The organism is Vulcanimicrobium alpinum, assembly GCF_027923555.1.
GTDB classification, from domain to species: domain Bacteria; phylum Vulcanimicrobiota; class Vulcanimicrobiia; order Vulcanimicrobiales; family Vulcanimicrobiaceae; genus Vulcanimicrobium; species Vulcanimicrobium alpinum.
The window spans coordinates 1,986,105-2,011,596 of record NZ_AP025523.1; the positions used below are offsets into that span (position 1 = coordinate 1,986,105).

Genomic DNA, 25,492 nt, shown 5'->3' on the forward strand with positions numbered 1-25,492 from the left:
AATCGTCAGGTGATCGGACAAGTCCTGCCGCCATGGACGCCATCGCCGCACCGCGCCGGCTCCACTCGCACGTCGTCGACGCGCTGGTCCGGATGATCGCCGGCGGCGAGCTTTCGCCCGGGAACCTGCTGCCGACCGAACCGGAGATGAGCGCGCGTTTCGGCGTCTCGCGTTCGGTCGTCCGCGAAGCGCTGCGCGTCCTCGGCGCCAAGGGGCTGGTCGAGGTGCGGCACGGTTCGGGAACGCGCGTCACGGCGCCGGATCGCTGGGATCCGCTCGATCCCGCCGTGCTGGCGGTGCTGCGCGGGCGCGGTCCGAGCGCAGCGGTGCTTCACGATCTCCTCGAAGCGCGCACGATCGTCGAATGCGAGGTCGCCGCGCTCGCCGCCCAGCGCGGCGGACGCAATGAACACCTCGCGCTCGAAGGAGCGCTGGACGTGATGCGCGGCGCGGTGGACGATCCGCCGCGCTTCGTCACCGGCGACTCCGCCTTCCACCTCGCGTTGCTCCACGCGGCCCGCAACCGGGTGCTCGAACGGATGACGCAGCCGATGCACGAGCTACTCTCGTACGCGCAGGCCCTCACCGACGCGATCCCCGGCGTCCTGGAGCGTGCCCTTGCCGATCACGAGACGATCGCGGCTGCCGTGGTGCGGCACGACGCAGAAGGCGCGCGGACCGCGATGCGCGCACATCTCGCGCAAACCCAGCGCGACGTCATCTCACTCTCGGAGGAACGATGAACGCGATCGATGCACGGCTGGTCCGCGACACCCTCGATATCCCCGCGATCGCTGACCTGACGGCAGCGGCGCGCGACGCGCTCGCACCGGTGCTCGCCGGCGCCGGTCTGAAGCCCGGCGCGCGCGTCGCCGTCACCGCGGGCTCGCGCGGGATCGCACGGATCGACGCGATTCTGCGCGGCGCGTGCGCCGCAGTCCGCCCCGCCGGGGCGACGCCGTTTCTGATCCCCGCGATGGGTTCGCACGGCGGCGGTACGGCCGAGGGCCAGCAGACGATGCTCGCGCACCTCGGCGTCACCGAAGCCTCGGTCGGCGCACCGCTCGTCGCCGCGATGGACGTCGTCGACGTCGGCCGCACGCCGCGCGGCGTCGACGTCGTCTGCGACGCGAATGCCGCGCGCGCCGACGCGATCGTCGTCGTCGGGCGCGTGAAACCGCACACCGATTTCACCGGGACCATCGAGAGCGGGCTGATCAAGATGACCGCGATCGGCCTGGGCAAAGCGATCGGTGCGGCGCGCTATCACGCCGCGTTCGCCCAGCACGGATACGAGACGATCCTGCGCGAGGTCGCCGCGATGATGTTCGCGCGGATGCCGATCGTCGCGGGGTTGGCCATCGTCGAAGACAATCACGGCGGAACGCACGCGCTCGAGGCGTTTCCCACGGCGGGGATCGTCGCCGGCGAAGAGCGGCTGCTGCTGCGCGCACGCGACCTGCTCCCGCGCCTTCCGTTCGACGCGCTGGATCTGCTGATCGTCGACCGGATGGGAAAGAATTTCTCGGGAACGGGGATGGACACCAACGTGACCGGGCGCGGCGTCGACGGCCGCACGCAGAAGACGGCGCGCCCGGTGATCCGCGAACTGTTCGTGCGCGATCTTTCGCCGGAATCGGAAGGGAACGCGACCGGGATCGGTTTGGCCGACTTCTGCACCCGCCGGCTCGCCGATGCCGTCGACTGGGTGCCGACGTATCTCAACGCGCTGACGGCGGCGCAGCCCGCGGGCGCGCGGCTTCCGGTGGTGTGCGCGCACGATCGCGAGGCGATCGGGCACGCGCTGACCGCGGCGGGCGTCTCCGACGCGCGCAGCGCGCGTGTCGCGCGCATCCGCGACACGCTGCACATCGATGCGTTCGCCGCTTCGCCGGCCGCGATCGAGTCAATGGACCGCGACGGGCGCTACGTCGCGGGCGAGGCGACCACCGCACTGCACTTCGACGGTGACGATCTCACGCAGTTCGGCGCGGCGCTGGCGCACGCCTGATGCGCGTTCTCATCACCGGCGGCCGCGGCTTCATCGGCGCGTGGACCGCGCGCGTCCTGCTCCAGGGCGGTCACGACGTGCGCACGTTCGACGTTCAGGACGACGCTACGCTCTTCGAGCGGATCGTCGGGGATCATAGCGCGGGACGCCGCGTCGTGCACGTGCACGGCGACATCACCGACGCCGCGCAGGTCGATGCGGCGGTGAACGGCTGCGATGCGGTGGTGCATCTGGCCGCGGTGCTGATCCCGACGGCGCGCCGCGATCCGCTGCTCGGCGCGCGGATCAACGTCATGGGGACGCTGCACGTCTTCGAGGCCGCGAAACGCACCGGCGTGCGCGGGATCGCGTACGCGTCGAGCGCGGCGGTATTCGGACCGGACGACGGCCTTCATCCCGAACCGCACACGCACTACGGCGCGTACAAGCTCTGCAACGAAGGCTGCGCGCGCGCGTACTGGGAGGACGCCGGGATCCGCAGCGTCGGCTTGCGCCCCGCGACGGTGTACGGGCCCGGTCGCGAGATCGGCGTCACGGCCGATCCGACGCTCGCGATGCGGGCGGCTGCCGAGGGGCAAGCGTATGCGATCCGCTTCACCGGCGCGACGGGGATGGATTACGTCGAGGACGTCGCGCGCATCTTCGCGCGCGCCGCAACCGCGACGCCCGACGGCGCGCACGTGTTCAGCCTGCAAGGCCAACTCGCGACGATGGACGAGGTGCTCGCCGCGATCCGCGCCGTCATCCCCGGTGCCGAGGTGCGCGCCGAAGGCGCGCCGCTCATGTTCGCCGCCGCAGTCGACGAAGCACCGCTCCACGCGCTGTTCCCCGGCGTCCAGCGCACCCCGCTCGCCGACGGCACTCGCGCCACGATCGATTTCTACCGCGTCGCGGTGTCACGCTGAGCGCGACGGCGCGCTCAGCGTGATGCGCCGTTACTTCTTGGTGGTTTTCTTCTTGCCGGCGACGGTGCGTTTGGGACCTTTGCGCGTGCGCGCGTTGGTCTTCGTGCGCTGACCGCGGACCGGAAGGCCGCGACGGTGGCGCAAGCCGCGATAGCAGCCGATGTCGGTGAGGCGCTTGATGTTCGACGCGATCTCGCGGCGCAGGTCGCCCTCGACCTTCATCGTCTCGATCGCCTCGCGCAGGCGCTGCTCGTCGTCGCTCGTCAGATCCTTGACGCGCACGTCGGGGCTGACCCCCGTCTGCTGGAGGAGCAGCTTCGCGGTCGGCAGACCGATGCCGAAGATGGCGGTGAGTCCGATCTCGATGCGCTTGTCGCGCGGAAGATCGATGCCTGCGATACGAGCCATTATCCTTGAACCTGCTTGTGCTTGGGGTTGACGCTGCAGATCACGCGCACTTTACCTTCGCGGCGGATGATCTTGCAGCCGTCGCAAATGCGTTTGACGGACGGCCGAACTTTCATGATGTTTCTCTTGTCTGGGAAGGGAGCGCGCTGAAGGTGTGGGTCACGATCAGGCCGCGACCTCTTCCGCCGGACGGAACCGAACGACATCGGGGTGTTCGGCGTAGTCCCGCAACGTCAGGATCTTCGGACCTTCGTCCGTGATCGCGATCGTGTGCTCGAAGTGCGCCGCTAGTTTACCATCCTCGGTGACGACCGTCCAGCCGTCGTCGAGGGTTTCAACTTCGAAGGTGCCCTCGGTGATCATCGGCTCGACGGCCAGGCAGAGCCCCTTGCGCAGCAGCGGCCCGCTGCCGGGTTTGCCGTAGTTGGGGACCTGCGGATCCTCGTGCATCTTGCGGCCGATCCCGTGGCCGACCAGCTTGCGCACGACCCCGTACCCGTGGGCTTCGGCATGCTGCTGCACCGCCCAACCGATGTCGCCGAGGTGGTTGCCGGCCTGCATCTGGGCGATCCCCAGCATCAGGCACTCTTGCGTGATCCGCATCAGCCGCTTCGCGGACTCGCCGACCTCGCCGATCGCGACCGTGACGGCCGAGTCGGAGACGTAGCCCTCGAAGGTCGTCCCGATGTCGATCGAGAGCAGATCGCCTTCGTGCAGGACGCGGTCGCCCGGCATGCCGTGGACGACTTCGTCGTTGACGGAGGTGCAGATCGCCGACGGGTAGCCCTGATAGCCGATGAACGTCGGCACCCCGCCCATCGAGCGGATCGACTCATCGGCGATGCGGTCGAGTTCGGCCGTCGTGACGCCGGGTTTCGCGGCGTGCATGAGGCGGGTGAGCGTCTTGGACGTGATCTTCCCGCTGCGCCGCATGATCTCGATCTCACGGGCCGATTTGATGCTGATCACGGCGCCGTCACCGAAGCAAAGCCGTCGCCTTCGATCAGCGCCGTCAACTGCGCCGTCACCTGGCCGATCGGCGCGAGCGCGTTCACGCGCATGAGGCGCGGATCGCTCGGATCGTCGTAGTAGCCGATGAGCGGCGCGGTCTTCTCGACGTATTCGTCGAGGCGTTTCTTGATCGTCTCGGCCTTGTCGTCGGGACGCTGGATCAGCGCCTCGCCCGTGAGATCGTCGATTCCGGCGACCTTCGGCGGTGCGTAGCGTTCGTGATACGTGCGACCCGACGCGGGATGCGTCCAGCGGCCGGTGAGCCGGTCGGTGAGCACGTCGATGTCGACGTCGAAGAGGATCGCAACCGACGACTTGTGCTTGCGGCGCAGCATCTCATCGAGCGCCTGCGCCTGCGCGACCGTGCGCGGAAAACCGTCGAAGATCAGCTTCCCGCCGCCTTCGGCTTCGGGCTCGATCATGCGGATGATCAGGTCGTCGGGGACGAGCTCGCCCCGCTCCATGATCGGTTTCGCTTCCTGCCCGAGCGGCGTCCCCTCGCGGACGTGCTTGCGCAGAAGATCGCCGGTCGAGATCTGGCGGTAGCCGTAACGCTCCTCCAGGATCTTCGCCTGCGTCCCCTTCCCCGCACCCGGAGGCCCGAGCAGAATCAAGTTCACGGCAACGCCTCCACGGCGATGGAGCGAGCGCCGTGGAATAGTGCTCCGGCATCGGTGTTGTTGCGAGCTCGGACCGGGGGCCCCACGCGAAGCGTGGGGGGCGCGCAGCCTGGGGCGGAGCGCCTCATCGATTGATGAATCCGCGGTAGTCGCGCATGGCGAGGCGGGCTTCGATCTGGGTGATCGAGTCGAGCGCGACGCCGACGACGATGAGCAGCGAGGTCGAACCGATGTAGAGCGAGGTCAGGCCGACGTCGCGCTGCAGCGACGGGATGACGGCGAGCAGGCCGAGGTAGATCGCGGCGGCCGTCGTGATGCGGGCGAGGATCTTGTTGATGTAGTCGACCGTCGGCTGGCCGGGGCGGATCCCGGGGATGAACGAGCCGGACTTCTTCAGGTTGTCGGCGATGTCGCGCGTGTTGACGACGATCGCCGAGTAGAAGAACGTGAAGACCACGACCAGCAAGAAGTAGACCAGGTTGTAGAGGAACGACTGCGGTCCGAAGTAGGTCGTCAGGTAGAACGTGACCTTGCCGGCGACGCTGTTCGCGTTCTGGCCGCCGCCGAACCACGAGAGCGCCTGCTGGGGCAGCAGCAGGATCGAGATCGCGAAGATGATCGAGATGACGCCGGCGTTGTTGAGGCGCAGCGGGATGTAGCTCGACCGGCCCGCGTAGAGCTTGCGGCCGACGACGCGGCGCGCCTGCTGCACCGGGATGCGGCGCTGACCCTGATACATGAACACGATCGAGACGATGGTGACCAGCGCGATCGCGACCCACAGCGCCAGGCCCAGCCAGTTCACGTTGCCCTTGTTGGCGAGCGAAAACGTCTGCGCGACCTGCGTCGGGAACCGCAGCACGATCCCGACGAAAATGATCAGCGAGATCCCGTTGCCGATCCCCTTGTCGGTGATCTGCTCGCCGAGCCACATCAGGAACAGCGTCCCCGAGACGAACGCGATCACCGCGTACGCGATGAAGATCGCCGAGTGGTCGTAGAACACGCCGCCGCGGCTCATCGCGATCGACATCGACGTCGCCTGGATCGTCGCCAGGACGATCGTCAGCCAGCGCGTGTACTTGCCGATCGTCTTGCGGCCTTCTTCCCCGCCCTTTTTGGCCATCTCTTCGAGCTGCGGGATGACGACCGTCATCAGCTGCATGATGATCGACGCGTTGATGTAGGGCGTGATTCCCATCGCGATGATCGAGAGCTTCTGCAGTGCGCCGCCCGAGAGAAAGCCGAGGAACTGGTAGAACGCGCCCGACTGGATGAGCTGATTCCACGCCTGCTGGTTCACGTTGGGGAGCTGGACGTGGATCATGAACACGAAGACGGCGAACGCGAAGAACACGAACCCGACCCGCTTGCGGATGTCGGGAACGGTCAGCGCGTTGCGAAGGGTGGTCAGCACGAGGCTGCGGTTACTCCGAGGCGGCGGCGTCGCCGAGGTCGGCGCCGACCGCGGCGAGCGCTTCGCGCGCCGACGCCGAGAACAGGATGTCGCGGAACTTCAGGCCGGCCGGCAGCGAGCCGGCGTCCTTCTTCTTGGCGGTGCCGCCGAGGATCTTGACGCCGTCCTTGAGATCGCGCACCTTGCCGTGCGCTTTGAGCGACTGGGGGCTGACTTCGACCGAGGTGTCCCAGCCGGCGAGATCGCCGACGTTGAGCACCGCGAACTCGGTGCGGAAATGCCCGATGTCGCGCGACTTCTGCGAGACGCCTTTGCGCTGCGGCAGGCGCCGCGCCCACGGTGTCTGGCCGCCTTCGAACGCGGGGCCTTTGCCGCCGCCCGAGCGGACGGTCTGACCCTTGCCGCCTTCGCCGCCGGTCTTCACCATGCCCGAACCATGCCCGCGGCCGACGCGCGTGCGCTTCGGACGGGAGTGCGGATTCGGTTTGAGGGTCGCCAGCGAAAGGCTCGCCCCGTCACCCTGAGCCTGTCGAAGGGTCGTCTTCTTTTCAGCCATGGTTACACGTACAGCTCGTGGACGGTCTTGCCGCGCAGTTGCGCGACCTTCTCGGCCGTCTTGAGCGACTTGAGGGCTTCGAACGTCGCGAGCACGACGTTGATCGGGTTGTTCGTCCCGAGCGACTTGGTCACGATGTCGTGGATGCCGGCGAGTTCCAGCACCGCACGCATCGCGCCGCCCGCGATGACGCCCGTCCCGGGCGACGCCGGCTTGAGCATCACGTGGCCCGATCCGACGCTGACGTTGACGAGATGCGGGATCGTCTTCTCGACCATCGGAACGGTGATCAGCGCCTTGCGCGCCTGTTCCACGCCCTTGCGGATCGCTTCGGGGACTTCACCGGCTTTGCCGATCGCAAAGCCGACGCGGCCCTTCTTATCGCCGACGACGACGAGCGCGGAGAAGCTGAACCGCTTCCCGCCCTTGACCACCTTGGCGACGCGGTTGATCCGCACGACGGTCTCTTCGAAACCCTGGTTGTCGCGATCGCGACCGCCACCTCTGTTGTACATTCTAACGGCGCTCCGTCCCGGACTCCGCGCCCCCCACTGCGTGGGGCCCCCGGTCCGAGCTCGCAATAGTCACTACAGTGTGCGCACCATGCTGCTGCGCTCGCTCCATCGCCATTTCCTTAAAACTCCAAACCGGCTTCACGCGCGGCTTGAGCCAACGCGGCGACGCGACCGTGATATTTGAGACCCGAGGTGTCGAACACGACGGCATCGATCCCCGCGGCCTTCGCGCGCTGGGCGATCGCCGCGCCGACCTTCTGGGCCGCCGCGATGTTGGTCCGCGACCCCAGGCCCTCGGAGACCGAGCCTTCGCGCGTCGACGCGGCGACGAGCGTGTGGCCCTTCGTGTCGTCGACGACGAAGGCGTAGGTGTGGTGGAGGCTGCGGAAGATCTGCAGGCGCGGGCGCGACGGCGTCCCCGCGACCTTCTTGCGAAGGCGCGTGTGACGCTTGAGCCGCTGCCCGGTGCGTGACGTCGTCGACATTACTTCTTGCCTGCCTTACCGGCCTTGCCCAGTTTCTTGCGGACCTTTTCGCCCTCGTAGCGCACGCCTTTGCCCTTGTACGGCTCGGGCGGACGCAGGTTGCGGATCTCCGCCGCGACCTGGCCGACGCGCTGCTTGTCGATCCCGTCGACGTGCACTCTGTTGGTGCCCTCGACGCTGAACGCGATCCCTTCGGGCGCCGCGTACGTCACCGGGTGCGAGTAGCCCAGCGAGAAGTTCAGGTCGTTTCCGGCCTTGTTTACGCGGTAACCGACGCCCTGAAGCTCGAGCGACTTGCGGAAGCCCTTGGTGACGCCTTCGATCATGTTCGCGACGAGCGTGCGCGTGAGACCGTGCGCCGAACGCCCGGGCTTGTCGTCGCTCTTGCGCGCGACGGTCACGACCCCGCCGTCGATCGTCACTTCGACGACCGGAAGGATGCGCTGCTTGAGCTCGCCCTTCGGGCCTTTGACGTGCACGACCGAGTCGTCGAGTTTGACGTCGACGCCCGACGGAACGGTGACCGGCAGCTTACCAATACGAGACATGATCGATTACCACACGTACGCGAGGACTTCACCGCCGAAGCCTTCGCGCTTGGCGCGCTTGCCCGACATGATGCCCTTCGAGGTCGACATGATGACCAGACCCAGCCCGCCCAGCACGCGCGGGATCTCCGTCTTCGAGGTGTAGACGCGCAGCCCGGGCCGGCTGATCCGGCGAAGGCCGGTGATGACCTTCTCCTTTTCGGGGCCGTACTTGAGGGTGATGCGCAGCGTCCCTTGCGGACCGTCCTTGAGCTCTTCCACGCCGGTGATGAAGCCTTCGTCGAGCAGGATCTGCGCGACGGCCTTCTTCATCCGCGAGGCCGGGATGTCGACGGTCTGATGGTTCGCGGTGTTCGCGTTGCGGATGCGCGTCAGCAAATCCGCGATCGGATCCGTTACGACGCCCATTACCAGCTCGCTTTCGTGATGCCGGGGATGAAGCCGCGATGCGCGTTCTCACGCAGGCAGATCCGGCACATGCCGAACTTCCGGTAGTACGCGCGCGGACGGCCGCAGACTTTGCAGCGGTTGTGTCCGCGCGTGCTGAACTTCGGCGTCCGCTTGGACCGTTCGATGCTCGAGGTTTTGGCCATTATCGCGATGCTCCGGCAGTCGCCGCGGGTTTGGTGAGCGGCAGCCCCATCTGGGTGAGAAACTCGGTCGCCTCTTCGTCGTTCTTGGCGCTCGTCACGATGACGATGTCCATCCCGCGCGCTTTGTCGACCTTGTCGAAATCGATCTCCGGAAACACCAGCTGTTCGCGCAGACCGAGATTGTAGTTGCCGCGGCCGTCGAACGACTTGCGGTTGAGCCCGCGGAAGTCGCGGATGCGCGGCAGCACGACGTTGAACAGCTTGTCGAGGAAGACGTACATCCGCTCGCCGCGCAGCGTCACCTTGGCGCCGATGTTCATCCCTTCGCGGAGCTTGAACGCCGCGATCGACTTCTTCGCCTTGGTGATCACCGGCTTCTGACCGCTGATCGTCGTCAGCTCGCGAACGGCCGCCTCGAGTGCCTTCGAGTTCTGGATCGCGTCGCCGACCGACATATTGATGACGACCTTCTCGAGCTTGGGCACCTGCATCGGGTTCTTGTAGTTGAACCGCTCCTGCATTTTGCCGCGCACTTCGGTCTGGTACTTTTCTTTCAAACGTGCAGCCATGTCTATGCCTTGCTCGGAACCAGGAGCTGCTCGCCGGACTTCACGCTGACGCGCACCGTCGTGCCGTCGGATTGACGGACGCGGCGCACGCGCGTCGGACGATCGGTCTTCGGATCGATCACCATCAGCGCGGAGAGCGGGATCGGAGCTTCCTTCTCGATGATGCCGCCGCCCTGAGCCTGGCCCGTCTGGCCCGGCTTGGTGTGGCGCTTCACGACGTTGAGCCCCTCGACGGTTGCGACGCCGTCCTTCGGAAAGACGGCCTTGACGATGCCGCGCTTGCCCTTTTCCTTGCCCCGACGCAGGACGACGGTGTCGCCCTTGACGATCTTCGGCTTGGCGACCGCCATCGTATTCACCGGACTGCCCATTTAGAGGACCTCCGGTGCCAGGCTGGCGATCTTCAGGAACCCGCGGTCGCGGAGTTCGCGGCAGACCGGGCCGAAGACGCGCGTCCCGCGCGGGTCGAGGTTGTCCTTGTCGCCTTTGATGATCACGCAGGCATTCTCGTCGAACTTGATCACCGAGCCATCGGGCCGGCGCATCGGCTGCGCCATGCGCACGACGACCGCCTTGACGACTTGGCCCTTCTTGACCGCGGCGCCCGGGATCGCACTCTTGACCGTGCCGACGATGATGTCGCCGACGTGCGCATAGGGATGACGCGAACCGCCGGCCACGTGGATGCAGAGCAGTTCGCGCGCGCCGGAGTTGTCGGCGACCTTGAGTCGAGTTTCTTGCTGAATCATTTTGCGCGCTCGAGAATCTCCACCAGACGCCAGCGCTTGTCACGCGACATCGGGCGGCATTCCTGGATCCGGACGAGATCGCCGGTCTTGGCGTCGTTCGTCTCGTCGTGCGCCTTGAAGCGCGACGACTGCCGGACGACCTTCTTGTAGACGGGATGGGGAACGCGGGTCTCGGTCACGACGACGATGGTCTTGTCCATCTTGTCGCTGGCGACGCGGCCCTGCTTGATGCGACGGCGGTTGACGCGGTCCACGGTGTTAGGCTGCTCCATGACGTGCCTCGGCAAGCCGCTTCTCGGAGATCGCGGTCTGGATCTGGGCATAGGTGCGGCGCACGATCTTCACCCGCGAAAAATCGCTGAGGTGGCCGGTGCGCAGGGAGAAGCGAAGGTTGAAGAGCTCTTCCTTCGTCTCTTTCGCGCGCTGTTCGAGCGCCGCGAGCGAGAGTTCGCGCAGTTCGCGCAGGTCGGTGCGCTTCATTACGATGCGACCTCGGCTTCCTGTTCGGCGCGCGTGACGACCTTGGTCGCGATCGGCAGCTTCTGCGCCGCCAGGCGCAGCGCTTCGCGCGCGACCGATTCCGGGACGCCGGCGAGCTCGAACAGCACGCGGCCCGGACGGACAACGGCGACCCAGAACTCGGGATTGCCCTTACCGGAACCCATGCGGACTTCGGCCGGCTTCTTCGTCACCGACTTGTCGGGGAAGATCTTGATCCAGACCTTGCCGCCGCGCTTGATGTGACGGGTCATCGCGATACGCGCCGCTTCGATCTGCCGGTTGGTCATCCACACCGGCTCGAGCGCCTGCAGGCCGTACTCGCCGAACGTCAGGGTGTTGCCGACCAGCGCCTTGCCGCGCATGCGGCCGCGGTGCTGGCGGCGCCACTTCACTCGCTTCGGAGTAAGCATCTCGTTCTAACCCTCGTTCTCGACCGCCGGAGCGCCGGGGCGTTCCGCGTCGTCGTGCGTCGCTTGCGTTTCGGGCGGGACCACCGACGTTTCCGTCGTCACGCCGTGGCCGTGCTGCGCGTTCGGGTCGTGCGTCACCGCGCCGGCGTGCGGCGCGTCGGGCTTGTTGCCCGCGGCCGACGGCGCGCCTTCGGTGATCGATTCGAGCGACTGCGCGTCGGCTTCCGCCGCGTGCAGCGCTTGCGTCGTGTCGAGACCGCCGCCGCGCGGAGCGCGGTCGCCGGCCGGACGCGGAGCACCGTCGCGGCCGCGGCCGCCGCGCGTTCCGCGACGGCTGTCGCGGAAGCGGGCATCGCCGGGGCGGCCCTGTGCGCCTTCGCGTTCGCCGCGCGGACCTTCGGGCAGCACTTCGCCTTTGTAGATCCACACCTTCACGCCAATGCGGCCGAAGGTCGTGAACGCTTCGACGTGCGCGTAGTCGATGTCGGCGCGCAGCGTGTGCAGCGGCACCTTGCCGTCGTGGTTGCGCTCGGTGCGCGCGATCTCGGCGCCGCCGAGACGGCCGGAGACCTGGACCTTGACGCCGCGCGCGCCGGCCTTCATGGTGCGCATGATCGCCTGCTTCATCGCGCGGCGGAAGGCGATGCGCTTCTCGAGCTGGTCGACGATGTTCTGACCGACGAGGCGCGCATCGAGCTCGATCTGCTTGATCTCGACGACGTTGACCTGGACTTGCTTCCCGGTCAGCTTCTCGAGGTTGCGGCGGATCTCGTCGATCCCGACGCCGCGCTTGCCGATGATGATCCCCGGCTTGCCGGTGTTGATGATCACGCGCGCCTGATTCGCACGGCGTTCGATCTCGACGCGCGATATCGCCGCGGCACGGGTCATCTTGCCGAAGTACTTGCGGATCCGCATGTCTTCATGGAGCCAGCTGGCGTAGTTCTTGTTCTCGAACCAGCGGCTGTCCCAGGTGCGGGTGATGCCGAGGCGCAGCCCGACGGGATGAATCTTCTGTCCCATATGTCCCTTACGCCCCCGCTCCGGCGGCAGCAGCGGTCTTCTTCCGGCGCGAAGCGGCCGGCTTCGACGTCGCGGCCTGCGCTTGGCGCTGGGTGCGCGTCGACAAACCGATCGCCGCGCCCGAGCGCTGCTTCGGCTGGTGTTTGGGCGGCTGCGGTCCGACCGCGATCGTGACGTGCGAGAGCCGCTTGCGCTTGAACGCCGCGCGCCCTTGTGCACGAGGATCGAGACGCTTGGTGAACCCGCCGCCGGGCCCGCCGTCGACGGTGATCCGCGTGACGAAGAGCCCATCGGAGCTCATGTCGTGGTTGTTCTCGGCGTTGGCGACCGCGCTGCGCAGCAGCTTCTCGATCGGCTCCGAGGCGAACACGCCCGAGAACTTCAGGAGCACGAGCGCTTCGCGCACGCTCTTGCCGCGGATCGCGTCGGCGACGCGGCGGAGCTTGCGCGGACCCATGCGCGCGAACTTCAGGTGCGCGACGGCTTCGGTACGGAGCGTGGCAACGGCGCTCATGTTATTTCACCGCTGCCTTGTCGCCGGCGTGACCCTTGAAGGTCCGCGTCGGCGAGAACTCGCCGAGCTTGTGCCCGACCATGTTCTCGGTGATGAACACCGGGATGTGCGCCTTGCCGTTGTGCACGGAGATCGTGTGGCCGACCATCTGCGGGACGATCGTCGACGCGCGCGACCAGGTCTTGATGACCCGCTTCTCGCGCGTCGAGTTCATCTTCTCGACCTTCGTCATAAGATGATCCGCAACGAACGGACCCTTTTTGAGTGAACGCCCCATGGTTACTTGGCCTTCCGCTTGCGGACAATCATCTTGGTCGTGCGCTTGTTGCGGCGCGTCTTTTTGCCCATCGTCATCTGACCCCAGGGCGTGGTCGGCGGACGTCCCGAGGTGGAACGCGCCTCACCGCCGCCGTGCGGATGGTCGACCGGGTTCATCGCGATGCCGCGCACCGACGGCCGCTTGCCGAGGTGCCGCTGACGGCCCGCTTTGCCGATCACTTCGTTCTCGTGATCGAGGTTGCCGAGCTGGCCGATCGTCGCGCGGCAAACGACCATGATCCTGCGGACTTCGCCCGAGGGCATGCGCACCTGCGCGTAGGCGCCTTCCTTGGCCATCAGCTGCGCGGCGCCGCCGGCGGCGCGCACGAGCTTCCCGCCTTCGCCCGGCGAAAGTTCGATGTTGTGGATGACCGTGCCGAGCGGAATGTTCGCGAGCGGGAGCGCGTTGCCGGTCTTGATGTCGGCGGCCGGTCCGGACTCGACGAGATCGCCGACCTTGAGCAGCGCGGGCGCGAGGATGTAGCGCTTCTCGCCGTCGCGGTAGTGCAGCAGCGCCAGGCGCGTCGTGCGATTGGGATCGTACTCGATCGCCGCGACCTTCGCCGGGATGCCGTCCTTGGTGCGCTTGAAGTCGACGATGCGGTACTGCTTGCGGTACCCGCCGCCTTTGTGCCGCGTCGTGATGTGGCCGTTGTTGTTGCGGCCCGAGTGCTTCTTCTTGATCTCGAGCAGCGACTTCTCCGGCGCCTTCTTCGAGACTTCGCTGAAGTCGGCGGTGGTGATGAAGCGGCGCGCGGCGCTGGTCGGTTTGTATTTCTTAACAGCCATCGTTATTGCTCAAAATAGTTGACGCCGCCCAGTTCGATCTTCTGGCCGGGGGCGATGGTGACGATGGCCTTCTTCCAATCCGACTGCGTGCCGGACGAACGGCGGCCGCGGCGGGCGAAGTTCTTACGCTTGCCCATCACGTTCACGGTGTTGACGGCGAGGACCGTGACGCCGAAGATCTCGGCGACCGCGGACTTGATCTGCGTCTTGGTGGCGAGCTTGTTCACCTCGAAGGTGTACTGCTGCTCGGCCGTCCCTGCCATCGACTTCTCGGTGATGAGCGGGGCGATGATGACGTCGCGCGCTTCCACTACTTTGACTCCTTGGCGAACTTGCTCGCGAGCGCGTCGTGCGCGGCGGCCGTGACGACCAGCCTCGCGTAACCGACGACGTCTTTCACGTCGAGCTCACCGGTGTGCGTCACCGCGACGCGCTCGAGGTTGCGGCCCGCGCGGCGCAGCGACGTGCCGACCGAAGCGAGCTCATCGGTTGCGAACACGACCAGCGTGCGCGCACCGTCCTTCGCCACCTTGGGCGAACCGAACAGCAGCGTCGCGAACGCTTTGGTCTTGGTGAGGTTCAACGAGGCCGTGTCGAGGACGGTCACGCCGCCCGACTGGTACTTGTCGCTCAGCGCGGCGATCATCGCGGCGCGGCGTTCTTTCTTGTTGAGACTCGAGACGTACGAGCGCGGCTGCGGGCCGAACACGACGCCGCCGTGTGCCCACTGCGGCGAACGGGTCGAACCCTGACGCGCGCGGCCGGTGCCCTTTTGCTTCCACGGTTTCTTGCCGCCGCCGCGGACTTCGTCGCGCTTCTTCGTCTTGTGCGTCCCGGAGCGGCGGTTCGCGAGCTCGCGGAACACCGCCCGGAAGACCGCGTTGGCCTTGCCGTCGGTCGAACCGCTGAATGCGGCCGGCGTCTCGACGTCGCGCACGGCTTTGCCTTGCGTATCGATGACCTGTGCCATTACGCGCTCGCCTTGACTTTGACGGACTGCTGCACGATCACGAGGCCGTTCTTCGGCCCCGGGACGGGCCCGCGGACCAGCAGCAGGTTGCGTTCCGCGTCGGCGCGGACGACTTCCAGATTCTGATGCGTCACGCGATCGACGCCGTAATGACCCGGACGGCGCGAGCCGCGGTGGGTGTGGCCCGAGTTGGTATCGCCGTTCGAGGCCGGCTGGCGATGGATCATCGAACCATGGCTGGCGCCGCCGCCCGAGAAGTTCCAGCGCTTGATGCCGCCGGCGAAGCCGTGGCCTTTCGAGATACCGCAGACGTCGACGCGGTCGCCGGCGGCGAAACCGTCGACGGTGATCGTCGCGCCGACGTCGACGCCGTCGATCCCCGTGCGGAACTCGCGGATGTCGCGCTTGGGCGCAACGCCGGCTTTCTTATAATGACCCTGCATCGCTTTGGTGTGGCGCGACGGCTTGATGTCGCCGAACGCCAGCGCGACGGCTTCGTAGCCGTCGGTTTCCCTGGTCTTCTTTTGCACTACGGTACACGGACCGGCTTGGATCACGGTGACCGGAACGCTCCGGCCGTCCTCCGTGAACACGCTGGTCATCCCGACCTTCCGGCCGATGATGTTCTTCACGTTGATCGTTCCTGCTGGGAAATCCACGGATCCTGGCGTATCTGCTACGCCTTCCGCCGCGAACGCCAAAACGACGCCCGCGACGCGGACCACAACCGGCATAGTCTACCGGAGTACCGCAAAAACGTCAAGGGTCACCACGGTGCCTGGCGTCTGACACGGGATCCCTCAATCTCGTCAGGCCGGAACGGCCTGCCGGTCGGCGTGATCGTACACACGGTGGGAACGGAGCGCGCCGACCAGATCGGACTCCGGTTCACGAACTCCGGCGACGGCAAGAAGGCCGAGTGCATTGCCGGCGGCGGCTACGGCTTTTCCGTGCTTGTATGCCTCGGTGAGGAAATGGACCGCGTCGCCGAGCTGAGCAAGCTCCTCGGCACCGCCGGCGACGAACGCCGCATCAAAACCGACCGACGGCATCGTCACGATGGTGTGGTCGACGGTGAGTGTCTGGCCGTCCGCAGTTTGCACCGTCCCAAGCCGGGGAGCGAGAACCAGGGCCGTTGCGCCTTTGCTTTCGAGCGCCGCGCGCAGGTCCGCAACGGCAACGCCGTCAGCGCCGTCGGCAACGAGGATGGCGACTTTGCGGCCGCGGATTCCGTCGGAGGGCTGGTTTGCGAGGCTCAGCGCCGACGACGAGTCAGCCCGTGCATTTGCCGCGCCGCGGCCCAATCCGGTGGCCGCAGGCGGGTGCATCCCGAGCTGCTGCGCCACGCGCGAAACCAGCGTGGCATCGACATTCGCGAGCCGTTCGAGGACCCTGGAACGGATGGCCGGCCGCGTCACCTTGGCGAGCTCGAACGCGAAGGCGTTGACAATGTGCTCTTTTTCCCAATCCGCCTGACTGTTCCAGAAGAGCGTCGCCTGTGAGTAGTGGTCGGCGAACGACGAGGCGCGCACTCGTCGCTTGTCGCCCTGCAGGCGTTCGAGATAGCTTGCGAATCCGCCGCGCTCGATCGGCACTTCCCGCGGCCAATTCTCGCCGATGGAGTTCGGCTCATAATTGACGGTTCCGACCCGGATCTCACTCTGATGCAACGCGTCCTGCTGGTTGTTCGCGAACGGCAACGGGGGCGATTGATCGGAAGCTGATGGAAGTTGGGGCCGCCCAGCCGGGAGAGCTGCGTGTCGAGATACGAGAAGATACGACCCTGCAGCAGCGGATCGTTGCTGAAGTCGATGCCCGGAACGACGTGGGAGACGCAAAACGCGACCTGCTCGGTCTCCGCGAAGAAATTATCGGGATTTCGGTTGAGGGTCATCTTGCCGATGCGCCGCACGGGCACCAGCTCTTCGGGGATCAGCTTCGTCGCGTCGAGAACGTCGAAATCGAAGCCGTCGGCCTGCGCGTCGTCAAACGTTTGGATTCCTAATTCGAACTCCGGATAGTTGCCCGCCTCGATCGACGACCACAGGTCGGCACGATTGAAGTCGGGGTTTTTGCCTGCGAGCTTTTGCGCCTCGTCCCAGACGAGAGAGTGAGCTCCGGCAAGCGGCTTCCAGTGAAACTTGACGAACGTCGCCCGCCCTTGACCATCGATCAAACGGTAAGTGTGGACTCCGAAGCCCTCCATCATCGCGTAAGAACGGGGAATCGCGCGGTCGGACATCAGCCACAAGAGCATGTGGGTTGACTCGGGCGTGAGCGAACAGAAATCCCAAAACGAATCGTGCGCGGAAGACGCCTGGGGAATCTCGTTGTGCGGTTCCGGTTTCACCGCGTGCACGAAATCGGGAAATTTGATTGCATCCTGGATGAAAAAGACCGGCATGTTGTTGCCGACCAGATCGTAAACTCCCTCATCGGTGTAGAACTTCACCGCGAATCCGCGAACGTCGCGCACCGTATCTGCCGAACCCCGCGAACCGCCGACGGTCGAGAAGCGCACGAAGACGGGCGTGTCTCGGGAAGGATCGCAGAGAAACGACGCTCGTGTCAGTTCGCCGAGCGACTCGTAGACCTTAAAGACGCCGTGCGCCCCCGCACCGCGTGCATGAACGACCCGCTCGGGGATGCGCTCATGATCGAAATGCGTGATCTTCTCACGCAAAATAAAATCTTCGAGCAGCGTCGGGCCGCGTTCCCCGGCGCGAAGTGAGTTCTGATCGTCGGCGATCGTAACGCCCTGATTGGTCGTAAGATTCTTGTTCGCCGGATCGACGCGGAACGCGTCGAGATCCGGGCGCGCTGAAGAGCCGCTGGACGCGCCGTTGCGCTTACCGTGCCGATGCCGTGCCATGATAGTACTCATGCCCGCAAAGCCGTGCGCCGAAGCACGGTTACGCGCCTGGCGAAACCCCGGCTTTCGCCGGACGTCGCGCAGCTACGGTGCCGGTGCAGACACCTTGGTTATTTCCGGTCCGACCGTTCCGTCGCCGCGGTGGTGGAAGATGAAGCCGTTCCCCTCGGAGCCCTTGCCGAAGGCCATCTGGCAGACCGGCGTGCCGTCGATGTCGATCCCGCGGGCGCGTGCCTCGCGGACGAATGCGTACATGTCGTCGACCGCAAACATCAGGCCGTCGCTGGTCCGGAACTCCTGCCCCTTGTAGGCCCCGAACGCCTCCCCGCCGGGAAGACCCATTCGCTGAAGAACTCGGGCATCGTCATCGTCGGCGCCTCGCCGAAGAGGTCCGTGTAGACCTCGGTGAAGCGTCGGAGATCCTGGGCCCAGTAATACGCGCCGCCGAGCCCCTCCACGCGTGCCGGTATAGTCGGATCCCTCCGTTCGGTTGTGCAACACGGCCAGTGGTTCGCGCCGACCCCGCGCGGGCGCCTACCTCGCCCTGAAGACCGGCGTGGTCCGCCGTCGGCAACTGACGGCGGGAGTCGCGGCGTGCGAATGCGCGGCGCACACGCCTTCACGCCGGCTTCATAGCCCGATCAGCCGATATCGAGCCCGAGGTCGAGGATGCGCGCGCTGTGGGTCAGCGCGCCCGACGAGATCAAATCCACCCCGGTCTCGGCGACGGCCCGCACCGTCGCGGCATCGATCCGCCCCGACGCCTCGAGGAGCGCGCGGCCCGCGGTGCGGCGTACCGCTTCGCGCAGATCGCCGACCGCAAAGTTGTCGAGGAGTACGATGTCGGCGCGGGCCGCGAGCGCCTCATCGAGCTGGTCGAGGGTATCGACCTCGATCTCGATCTTCACCAGATGCCCGGCGCGGCGGCGCGCCGCCTCGATCGCCGGTGCGATCCCGCCGGCGATCGCCACGTGGTTGTCCTTGATGAGGATCGCGTCGTCGAGCCCGAACCGGTGATTGGAGCCGCCGCCGTCCCGTACGGCGGCTTTTTCAAGCGCGCGCAGGCCCGGCGTCGTCTTGCGGGTATCGGCGATCGACACGCGCGTCCCCGCAACCGCGTCGACGAGCCGCGCAGTCGCCGTCGCGATCCCGCTGAGCCGGCACAAGAGATTGAGCGCCGTCCGCTCGCCGGTGAGGATCGAGCGCAACGGTCCCGTGATGACCACGACCACGCTGCCGGGTTCGACTCGGCCGCCGTCGGGAATGCGCACGGCGACGGCGACCTTCGGATCGAGGACCGCGAAGGTGCGCTCGAGGGCAAAAACCCCCGAGACCACGCCGGCTTCGCGCGCGACGACCCGCGCGTCTCCGAGCGCGCCGGGAGGTACGATCGCGTCGGTGGTCAGATCGCCGGCCCGGCTCAGGTCTTCGCGGAGCGCGGCACGCACGACGTCGTCGACCAGCAATGCGATCACGACGCGGACTTCATGCGATCGCGATCATCCGTTCTACCGCCGCGAGCGCGCGTACGCGCACCGCTTCGTCGACGACGATTTCATCCTGCAGGGTCTCGAGCGAGCGCAGGATCTTCGGCAGGGTATTGCGCTTCATGTGCGGACACAGGTTGCACGGCCGCACGAACTCGACGTTCGCGAACTGCGCGGCGACGTTGTCGCTCATCGAGCACTCCGTCAGCAGCACGACTTTCTGCGGTGCGCGATCCCGCACGAAATCGATCATCGCGGCGGTCGAACCGGCGAAATCGGCGGCGGCGATCACGTCCGGCGGGCACTCGGGATGCGCGATCACCAGCAGGCCGTCCTCACCCTCGCGCAGCCGATCGACGTCGATCGCGCGGAAGCGTTCGTGCACTTCGCAGCGGCCGTGCCACGAGATGATCTCGACCGCCGTCTGCGAGGCGACGTAATGGGCGAGAAACGCGTCGGGGATCAGGATGACGCGCGGCACGCCGAGCGACTCGACGACCTTGACGGCGTTCGAGGACGTGCAGCAGACGTCCGATTCCGCCTTCACCTCGGCGCTGGTGTTCACGTAGGTGACGACGGGGACGCCGCGATGCTTCGCGCGGAGCATCCGCACGTCGGCGGCGGTGATCGACTCCGCCAGCGAACAGCCCGCGCGGGCGTCGGGGACGATCACCGTGCGTTCGGGGTTGAGGATCTTCGCCGTCTGGCCCATGAAGTGCACGCCGCAGACCATGATGACGTCGGCCTCGGCGCGCTGCGCCTCGCGGGCGAGTTGGAGCGAGTCGCCGACGATGTCCGCGACGCCGTGGAAGATCTCCGGGGTCTGATAGTTGTGCGCCAAGATCACGGCGTTGCGTTCGCGTTTCAGCCGCGCGATCGCATCAACGTACGGCGCGAAGAGCGGCCATTCCGCGGCCGGGATCACCGCCTTGGCGCGTTCGTAGACGGGTCGCGTCCGGGCTTCGATCTCGGGGGTGAAGGGAAGCGTGTCGATCATCGGGACCTCGAGTTTCTCTAACCCTGAGATAAAGCCTCGGGTTCCGTTCCTACCGGATTCCGATCCCGGGATCGGGACGCTCCGCCAGCACGTCGGGACGGAAGCGGTAGATCTTCGCGGGTCGGCCGCCGCTCGGGCGGCGCTCCCCCGTCTCCTCGACGATCCCGGAGTCCTCGACGAGCCGCCGGAAGTTGGGGCCGTGCAGGACGCGGCCCGCGAGCGCTTCGACGGTGTGCTGGAGTTCGCTCAGCGAGAACGCGCCGGGAACCAGCTCGAACACGATCGGCCGGTAGGCGATCTTTCCGCGGATGCGTCCGATCGCGGTGGCCAGGATGCGCCGATGGTCGAGTTCCATCGGCATGCCGAACGCCGCGTCACGGCCGCCCGCTTCGGCTACCGCCCCGAGTTCGTAGAGCAGCTCGTACCGCTCGAGCACGGCCTCGTCGTTCCAGGCGGCGCCGTCGATCCCGAACAGCACCCGCGCCCGCTCGCGCAGCGGCGCATCGCCCCGGCGGGAGCGCGCGCGCACGAACCTCGCCGCCGCTGTGCGCTCCGCGGCGTCGGCGCGCTGGTCTTCCCACGGCAAGTGTGCGTACCAATCGTGCCAGGCCACACCCGACGGTGCGGCGTGCGCGGCGTCGACGCCGACGAGCGCGAGATAGCCGACGCTGACCAGACGCGGTCCGCCGGCGGCTTCGCGCGGATCGCGATCGCGATCGCCGAACGTGTAGAGCTGCTCGAGATAGCCGACGCGCAAGCCCGTCTGTTCGCCGATCAGCCGCCGCGCCGCAAGCTCGAGCGTGCGATCCGTCTCCGGCGCGAAATCACCCGACGGCAGACGCGGCGCACCGGCGACCGTGAGGACGCGCGGCGTCTCGCCCGCGACCGAGACGATGACCGCGTCGATCTGCAGGCGTACGCCGGCGTGCCGCACGCGCCGCTACGGGAATCCGAGATCGCAGTAGATGCGTTCCCAGTCGAACACCAATTCCGCAAACGGTGCGAGCGTCCACGTCCCGCGCGCCGCGCGCCGCTCGAGCGTTCCGCCGGCTCGATGGAGGTCGACGCACCGCGCCTCGGGCTCGAGCACGACGACCACGGTCGAGCCGAACGCAAGGTAGGTCGCGACCTTCGCGGCGATGCGGGGCGAGCGGTCCGCCGGCGAGCGGATCTCCACGGCGATATCCGGCGCGGCGCGCGGCCGCTGCGCCTCGTCACTCAGATCGAGCGGGAACCGGGCTGCGGAAAGGTACGCGACGTCGGGCAGCAACGAGGTCCACGTTCCGTCGCTGCTTTGAAAGTAAAAGCGGATCTCCGCGCCGACGCTCCCGCGGCCTTCCGCCCAGGCATCGAGCTGCGCGGCGATGCGGACGGCAAGGATGCCGTGATAGTGCTTCGGGCTCACGTCGGGCTGGCGCTCGCCGTCGATGACTTCGCGATACGGTTTGCGCGCGTCCAAAGCGAGAAGCCAGGGCGGGATCGTCTCGACCATCTCACGCTGACCCTATCACGCCGCTTCAGCCCGCGACAAGATCGCGTCGCAATACTTGAAACGACCGTTTCAAGTATGATAATGTGAGGCCGTGGCACGGAGCGTCGACGAAGAGCGCCGCGCAGCATTGCTCGAGAGCATCGTCGACTACGTCACCGCGCACGGGATCGCGGATCTCTCGCTGCGTCCGCTCGCGGACGCCGTCGATTCCAGCCCGCGCGTCCTGCTCTACTACTTTTCCTCGAAAGACGAGCTGATCGCCGAGGTCCTGTACCGTGCGCGCGCGCGCCAGCGCGACCTGTTTGCGACGTCGCTTCCGCGCAATCCCGCGTCGTTCGCGCAGACGATTCGGGCGGCATGGGCGATCATGAGCACGCCGCAGCACGAGCCCGTGTTCCGTCTGTTCTTCGAAGTGTACGGCCTCGCGCTGCAGGATCGCAAACGCTTCCCCGGGTTCCTGCGCGCCGCGGTCGACGACTGGCTCGCCTATCTCGAAGCACCCGCACTGCGTGACGGCTACACGCCGGGCGACGCGCGGGCGCTCGCGACGGTCACCCTGGCCGGCTTTCGCGGTTTTTTGCTCGACCTGTGCGCGACGCGCGACCGCAAACGGCTCGCGCGCGCTGTCGAGCTCTGGATCCTTGCTCTCGACGCCATCCCTTCGCCAAAGGAGCTGCGGCATGTACACGACGACTGACTTGGCCCTCGTATCGGCCGCTCCGCGCGCCGCGCTGGCGTTCGTCTTCGTCACCGTGATGCTCGATATGCTCGCGCTGGGCATCATCGCGCCGGTCTTTCCGAAGCTCGTTCTCGGGTTTGTCGGCAACGACACGGCGCGCGCATCGAACATCTACGGGATTCTTCGGGACCGCGTGGCGCTGATGCAGTTCGTCTTCTCGCCGCTGCTCGGCGCGCTCTCCGACCGCTTCGGCCGCAAACCGGTCATCGTGCTTTCGAACCTCGGCACCGGGCTCGACTACGTCGTGATGGCGCTCGCGCCGAATCTGGCGTGGCTATTCGCCGGGCGCCTCATCTCCGGCGGGACCACGGCGAGCGTTGCGACCGCCGGAGCCTACATCGCCGACATCGTCCCGCCGGAGAAACGCGCCGGCGCGTTCGGGCTCCTCGGTGCCGCGTTCGGCGCGGGATTCGCGTTCGGACCGGCGATCGGCGGCCTCCTCCGAGCCGGCGATCCGCGCCTGCCGTTCTGGGTCGCGGCGGGATTCAGCCTCGCGAATGCCGCGTTCGGATTCTTCGTCCTGGCCGAGTCGCTGCCGCGCGAGAAGCGCGGCGCGTTCTCGTGGCGGCGTGCAAATCACGTTCGTCAACCAGCTTGCCGGCGTCGCGCTGACCAGCACGTACGTGCTCTACACAATGTATCGCTACGGCTGGGATGCGCGCGTCGTCGGTTTGTCGCTCGCATTTGTAGGAATCTGTTCGGTCGCCACGGGACCGCTCACGCACCCGATCATCGCGCGCATCGGCGAGCGCCGCGCGCTTTTCATCGGCCTCTGCTGCGGCGCTGCCAGCATGGCGTGCTACGGGCTCGGCGCGACCGGCCCGCTGTTCTCGCTCGGCACGCCGATCTTGGCGTTCTGGGGGCTTTCCGGCGCCGCATCACAGGCGTTCACGACACGCCGGGTCGCGCCGTCGGAACAGGGTCAGCTCCAAGGCGCGATCGCGAGCATCCGCGGCCTGGCGATGCTGTTCAGGCTGGGACTCTTCACGTCGGTCTTCGCGGCATCGATCGCGACGTCGCACGGATGGCAGATTCCGGGCGCGGCGTGGCTGCTGGCGGCAGCGCTGCTCGCATGCTCTATCGCCCGCGCCGCAATCGGCACCCGCCCCCGTCACGCTGAGCCCGTCGAAGCGTAACCATGCGGGGCGGTGCTCGCATTGCTACGATCGTGATGACGAGATTGGGCGGGATGTCGGCTGCGGCGGTTCCTGCGCTCCTCCTCGCGGGCTCCGTCTCCGCGGGCGCTCAAGGGCCTGCGACGATCCGCGGGGTCGTCTACTCGTGCGGTTCCGGTGCCGCCGTTGCGGACGCGCGGGTCGATCTGCGTGGACTCGACGGCGGACGGCTGACGCACCTTACGGCCGACGCGCACGGACGTTTCGCGCGGGTCGGCGTCGAACCGGGACGCTACCTGATCGTCGCCTTTGCGCCGGCGCGCCGCGCCGTGCTCACGGCGTCCTCACCCCGCACAAGCGTGGCCGTCGGCACCGTCGCGGCAACGGCGTCGCGATCGGCACTCGTCGAGACGGACGACGTCCTGGACGTACGAATCGGCATCCCGGAGCCGCAATTGCAGAGCATTGACGGACGGCCCACGCTTTTCGTCGGCGCACGCGCTCATTCGAGCGACCCGTCGGTCTCCGACGACCCTCATCCCGCCTGCGATCCGCCGACCGTTCCGATGGCCGTCTCGACGGCGAATCGCTACATCATCCACTAGGCCGCGCGGCGCGGGGAGGCGGGGCGCGCCGCCCGAATCTCCGAGGATGAGCACCACCGCGAGCCGCCCGCACCGCACCGACGTTCCGGCGCCGAACCCGCTCGATTTCCTCGGCATCGACGCGCTGCTCGACGACGACGAACGGCTGATCCGCGACACCGTCCGCTCGTTCGTGCGCGACCGCGTCCTGCCGAACATCGGTGAGTGGTTCGAGAACCACACGTTCCCGCGCGAGATGGCGAAAGAGCTCGGCGATCTGGGCGTACTCGGGATGCACCTGCAGGGCTACGGGTGCGCCGGCACCAGCGCCGTCGCCTACGGGCTCGCGTGCCTCGAACTGGAGGCCGGCGACTCCGGATTCCGTTCGTTCGTCTCGGTGCAGGGGTCGCTCGCGATGTACGCGCTCCACGCGTTCGGCTCGGAAGAGCAGAAACAGACGTGGTTGCCGCGGATGGCGGCGGGCGATGCGATCGGCTGCTTCGGGCTCACGGAATGGGATTTCGGCAGCGATCCCGCGGGGATGCGCACCAACGCGAAACGCGACGGCGGCGACTACGTTCTCAACGGCTCGAAAGCGTGGATCACCAACGGCGGGATCGCCGACGTCGCGATCGTGTGGGCGCGCGTCGACGCCGAGAACGGCCACCGCAGCGGCACGGTGCGCGGCTTCGTCGTTCCCAAAGGGACCAAGGGCTTCTCGACGCGCAACATCGAGAAGAAACTGTCGCTGCGTGCGTCGATCACCTCGGAGCTGATCCTCGAAGATTGCCGTCTGCCGGCAGACGCGATGCTCCCGCACGTCAGTGGCCTGCGCGGCCCGCTCTCGTGCCTCAACGAAGCGCGCCACGGGATCGTGTGGGGCGCACTCGGCGCGGGTCGCGCGTGCTACGAATCGGCGCTCGAGTACGCGAAGACGCGCGTGCAGTTCGGCAAGCCGCTCGCCGCGTTCCAGATCACCCAGGAAAAGCTCGTCAACATGATGCTCGAGATCAACAAAGGCCTGCTGACGGCGCTGCACGTGGGGCGGCTCAAGGACGCCGGCAACGCGCACTCCGCGCACGTGTCGTTCGGAAAACTGAACAACGTGCGCGAAGCGCTCGCGGTCTGCCGCGAAGCCCGCACCATCCTCGGCGCCAGCGGGATCACCCTCGAGTATCCGGTGATCCGCCACATGAACAATCTCGAGAGCGTGCTCACCTACGAAGGGACGAGCGAAGTGCACACGCTGATCCTCGGCCAGGCGCTCACCGGCGAGAACGCGTTCGCGTAGCGC

General features: G+C 67.0%; 34 protein-coding genes and 3 pseudogenes. 7 read left to right on the forward strand and 30 right to left on the reverse strand.

All coding sequences use genetic code 11. From position 1 onward, the window contains the following. The first annotated feature begins 32 nt into the window (after positions 1-32). Genes WPS_RS10215 through WPS_RS10225 form a run of 3 tightly spaced genes read left to right on the forward strand, consistent with a single transcriptional unit; the run spans position 33 to position 2,916 of the window. Positions 33-743 carry a FadR/GntR family transcriptional regulator gene (locus WPS_RS10215; protein WP_317994398.1) on the forward strand — a complete coding sequence of 237 codons (711 nt, stop codon included), beginning with the start codon at positions 33-35 and terminating at the stop codon, positions 741-743. Continuing rightward, positions 740-2,011: a nickel pincer cofactor-dependent isomerase, group 22 gene (locus WPS_RS10220; RefSeq protein WP_317994399.1), complete on the forward strand. Its 1,272-nt coding sequence runs from the start codon at positions 740-742 to the stop codon at positions 2,009-2,011. The genes WPS_RS10215 and WPS_RS10220 overlap by 4 nt, the downstream gene beginning before the upstream one ends. Beyond that, complete coding sequence (locus tag WPS_RS10225) at positions 2,011-2,916, forward strand: NAD-dependent epimerase/dehydratase family protein (RefSeq protein WP_317994400.1); 906 nt, start codon at positions 2,011-2,013, stop codon at positions 2,914-2,916. The genes WPS_RS10220 and WPS_RS10225 overlap by 1 nt, the downstream gene beginning before the upstream one ends. A 30-nt stretch (positions 2,917-2,946) precedes the next feature. Here WPS_RS10225 and rpsM read toward each other — a convergent pair whose 3' ends face one another. From rpsM to WPS_RS10380, 30 genes and pseudogenes are all read right to left on the reverse strand, one after another. Continuing rightward, positions 2,947-3,324 carry a 30S ribosomal protein S13 gene (rpsM, locus tag WPS_RS10230; RefSeq protein WP_317994401.1) on the reverse strand — a complete coding sequence of 126 codons (378 nt, stop codon included), beginning with the start codon at positions 3,322-3,324 and terminating at the stop codon, positions 2,947-2,949. Further along, positions 3,324-3,440, reverse strand: coding sequence for a 50S ribosomal protein L36 (gene rpmJ, locus WPS_RS10235; RefSeq protein WP_317994402.1), 117 nt, complete (start codon positions 3,438-3,440; stop codon positions 3,324-3,326). The genes rpsM and rpmJ overlap by 1 nt, the downstream gene beginning before the upstream one ends. Positions 3,441-3,489: 49 nt before the next feature. Then, on the reverse strand, positions 3,490-4,293 hold the full coding sequence (gene map / locus WPS_RS10240) for a type I methionyl aminopeptidase (protein WP_317994403.1): 804 nt from the start codon (positions 4,291-4,293) through the stop codon (positions 3,490-3,492). After that, positions 4,290-4,955, reverse strand: coding sequence for an adenylate kinase (locus tag WPS_RS10245; protein WP_317994404.1), 666 nt, complete (start codon positions 4,953-4,955; stop codon positions 4,290-4,292). The genes map and WPS_RS10245 overlap by 4 nt, the downstream gene beginning before the upstream one ends. A gap of 124 nt (positions 4,956-5,079) precedes the next feature. Then, complete coding sequence (secY, locus tag WPS_RS10250) at positions 5,080-6,372, reverse strand: preprotein translocase subunit SecY (protein WP_317994405.1); 1,293 nt, start codon at positions 6,370-6,372, stop codon at positions 5,080-5,082. Positions 6,373-6,382: 10 nt separating this feature from the next. After that, positions 6,383-6,928, reverse strand: a complete 546-nt coding sequence (rplO, locus tag WPS_RS10255) for a 50S ribosomal protein L15 (RefSeq protein WP_317994406.1) — start codon at positions 6,926-6,928, stop codon at positions 6,383-6,385. Between the two features lie 2 nt (positions 6,929-6,930). Further along, positions 6,931-7,443, reverse strand: a complete 513-nt coding sequence (rpsE, locus tag WPS_RS10260) for a 30S ribosomal protein S5 (RefSeq protein ID WP_317994407.1) — start codon at positions 7,441-7,443, stop codon at positions 6,931-6,933. A 119-nt stretch (positions 7,444-7,562) separates the two neighbouring features. Then, the gene (rplR, locus tag WPS_RS10265) at positions 7,563-7,928 is read right to left on the reverse strand and encodes a 50S ribosomal protein L18 (protein ID WP_317994408.1); all 366 of its coding nucleotides are present in this window, start codon (positions 7,926-7,928) and stop codon (positions 7,563-7,565) included. Next, on the reverse strand, positions 7,928-8,476 hold the full coding sequence (rplF, locus tag WPS_RS10270; RefSeq protein WP_317994409.1) for a 50S ribosomal protein L6: 549 nt from the start codon (positions 8,474-8,476) through the stop codon (positions 7,928-7,930). Before rplF ends, rplR begins: the two co-directional genes overlap by 1 nt. Before the next feature lie 6 nt (positions 8,477-8,482). Continuing rightward, positions 8,483-8,884 carry a 30S ribosomal protein S8 gene (rpsH, locus tag WPS_RS10275; protein WP_317994410.1) on the reverse strand — a complete coding sequence of 134 codons (402 nt, stop codon included), beginning with the start codon at positions 8,882-8,884 and terminating at the stop codon, positions 8,483-8,485. Further along, positions 8,884-9,069, reverse strand: coding sequence for a type Z 30S ribosomal protein S14 (locus WPS_RS10280; RefSeq protein ID WP_317994411.1), 186 nt, complete (start codon positions 9,067-9,069; stop codon positions 8,884-8,886). Before WPS_RS10280 ends, rpsH begins: the two co-directional genes overlap by 1 nt. Continuing rightward, positions 9,069-9,638: a 50S ribosomal protein L5 gene (gene rplE / locus WPS_RS10285; RefSeq protein ID WP_317994412.1), complete on the reverse strand. Its 570-nt coding sequence runs from the start codon at positions 9,636-9,638 to the stop codon at positions 9,069-9,071. Before rplE ends, WPS_RS10280 begins: the two co-directional genes overlap by 1 nt. Positions 9,639-9,640: 2 nt before the next feature. Beyond that, positions 9,641-10,009, reverse strand: a complete 369-nt coding sequence (rplX, locus tag WPS_RS10290; RefSeq protein WP_317994413.1) for a 50S ribosomal protein L24 — start codon at positions 10,007-10,009, stop codon at positions 9,641-9,643. Then, the gene (gene rplN, locus WPS_RS10295) at positions 10,010-10,387 is read right to left on the reverse strand and encodes a 50S ribosomal protein L14 (RefSeq protein WP_317994414.1); all 378 of its coding nucleotides are present in this window, start codon (positions 10,385-10,387) and stop codon (positions 10,010-10,012) included. Then, positions 10,384-10,659 carry a 30S ribosomal protein S17 gene (gene rpsQ, locus WPS_RS10300; protein WP_405054953.1) on the reverse strand — a complete coding sequence of 92 codons (276 nt, stop codon included), beginning with the start codon at positions 10,657-10,659 and terminating at the stop codon, positions 10,384-10,386. The genes rplN and rpsQ overlap by 4 nt, the downstream gene beginning before the upstream one ends. Further along, positions 10,646-10,867 carry a 50S ribosomal protein L29 gene (rpmC, locus tag WPS_RS10305; protein WP_317994416.1) on the reverse strand — a complete coding sequence of 74 codons (222 nt, stop codon included), beginning with the start codon at positions 10,865-10,867 and terminating at the stop codon, positions 10,646-10,648. The genes rpsQ and rpmC overlap by 14 nt, the downstream gene beginning before the upstream one ends. Beyond that, entirely contained in the window at positions 10,867-11,298 is a 432-nt protein-coding gene (rplP, locus tag WPS_RS10310) for a 50S ribosomal protein L16 (RefSeq protein ID WP_317994417.1), read from the reverse strand. Before rplP ends, rpmC begins: the two co-directional genes overlap by 1 nt. 399 nt (positions 11,299-11,697) lie before the next feature. Next, positions 11,698-12,321, reverse strand: a pseudogene (rpsC, locus tag WPS_RS10315) (30S ribosomal protein S3); the annotation flags it as partial. A gap of 7 nt (positions 12,322-12,328) precedes the next feature. After that, entirely contained in the window at positions 12,329-12,835 is a 507-nt protein-coding gene (gene rplV, locus WPS_RS10320; protein ID WP_405054879.1) for a 50S ribosomal protein L22, read from the reverse strand. Between the two features lies 1 nt (position 12,836). Beyond that, positions 12,837-13,112, reverse strand: a complete 276-nt coding sequence (rpsS, locus tag WPS_RS10325) for a 30S ribosomal protein S19 (RefSeq protein WP_317994418.1) — start codon at positions 13,110-13,112, stop codon at positions 12,837-12,839. 2 nt (positions 13,113-13,114) lie between these two features. Next, on the reverse strand, positions 13,115-13,942 hold the full coding sequence (gene rplB / locus WPS_RS10330) for a 50S ribosomal protein L2 (protein WP_317994419.1): 828 nt from the start codon (positions 13,940-13,942) through the stop codon (positions 13,115-13,117). A gap of 2 nt (positions 13,943-13,944) precedes the next feature. Beyond that, complete coding sequence (gene rplW, locus WPS_RS10335) at positions 13,945-14,253, reverse strand: 50S ribosomal protein L23 (RefSeq protein WP_317994420.1); 309 nt, start codon at positions 14,251-14,253, stop codon at positions 13,945-13,947. Further along, positions 14,253-14,912 (reverse strand): 50S ribosomal protein L4, encoded by a 660-nt coding sequence (rplD, locus tag WPS_RS10340; RefSeq protein ID WP_317994421.1) that lies wholly within the window; start codon positions 14,910-14,912, stop codon positions 14,253-14,255. Before rplD ends, rplW begins: the two co-directional genes overlap by 1 nt. Further along, a complete protein-coding gene (gene rplC, locus WPS_RS10345) occupies positions 14,912-15,571 on the reverse strand; it encodes a 50S ribosomal protein L3 (protein ID WP_317994422.1) in 660 nt (219 codons plus the stop codon). The genes rplD and rplC overlap by 1 nt, the downstream gene beginning before the upstream one ends. Positions 15,572-15,721: 150 nt before the next feature. Then, positions 15,722-17,784, reverse strand: a pseudogene (locus WPS_RS10355) (catalase). An 84-nt stretch (positions 17,785-17,868) separates the two neighbouring features. Next, positions 17,869-18,126: a hypothetical protein gene (locus WPS_RS10360; RefSeq protein WP_317994425.1), complete on the reverse strand. Its 258-nt coding sequence runs from the start codon at positions 18,124-18,126 to the stop codon at positions 17,869-17,871. Positions 18,127-18,425: 299 nt separating this feature from the next. After that, positions 18,426-19,259 (reverse strand): carboxylating nicotinate-nucleotide diphosphorylase, encoded by an 834-nt coding sequence (nadC, locus tag WPS_RS10365; RefSeq protein ID WP_317994426.1) that lies wholly within the window; start codon positions 19,257-19,259, stop codon positions 18,426-18,428. A gap of 10 nt (positions 19,260-19,269) precedes the next feature. Then, positions 19,270-20,268, reverse strand: a complete 999-nt coding sequence (gene nadA / locus WPS_RS10370; RefSeq protein ID WP_317994427.1) for a quinolinate synthase NadA — start codon at positions 20,266-20,268, stop codon at positions 19,270-19,272. Positions 20,269-20,317: 49 nt separating this feature from the next. Further along, entirely contained in the window at positions 20,318-21,202 is an 885-nt protein-coding gene (locus WPS_RS10375; RefSeq protein ID WP_317994428.1) for an NUDIX hydrolase, read from the reverse strand. Positions 21,203-21,208: 6 nt separating this feature from the next. After that, positions 21,209-21,760 carry a Uma2 family endonuclease gene (locus WPS_RS10380; RefSeq protein WP_317994429.1) on the reverse strand — a complete coding sequence of 184 codons (552 nt, stop codon included), beginning with the start codon at positions 21,758-21,760 and terminating at the stop codon, positions 21,209-21,211. A gap of 91 nt (positions 21,761-21,851) precedes the next feature. Here WPS_RS10380 and WPS_RS10385 point away from each other — a divergent pair, with 91 nt between their 5' ends. From WPS_RS10385 to WPS_RS10400, 4 genes and pseudogenes are all read left to right on the forward strand, one after another. Further along, complete coding sequence (locus WPS_RS10385; RefSeq protein ID WP_317994430.1) at positions 21,852-22,457, forward strand: TetR/AcrR family transcriptional regulator; 606 nt, start codon at positions 21,852-21,854, stop codon at positions 22,455-22,457. Positions 22,458-22,524: 67 nt separating this feature from the next. Further along, positions 22,525-23,635: pseudogene (locus WPS_RS10390) on the forward strand (MFS transporter). Between the two features lie 35 nt (positions 23,636-23,670). Next, positions 23,671-24,219 (forward strand): carboxypeptidase-like regulatory domain-containing protein, encoded by a 549-nt coding sequence (locus tag WPS_RS10395; RefSeq protein ID WP_317994432.1) that lies wholly within the window; start codon positions 23,671-23,673, stop codon positions 24,217-24,219. A 46-nt stretch (positions 24,220-24,265) separates the two neighbouring features. Beyond that, complete coding sequence (locus WPS_RS10400; RefSeq protein WP_317994433.1) at positions 24,266-25,489, forward strand: acyl-CoA dehydrogenase family protein; 1,224 nt, start codon at positions 24,266-24,268, stop codon at positions 25,487-25,489. The last annotated feature ends 3 nt before the right edge of the window (positions 25,490-25,492 follow it).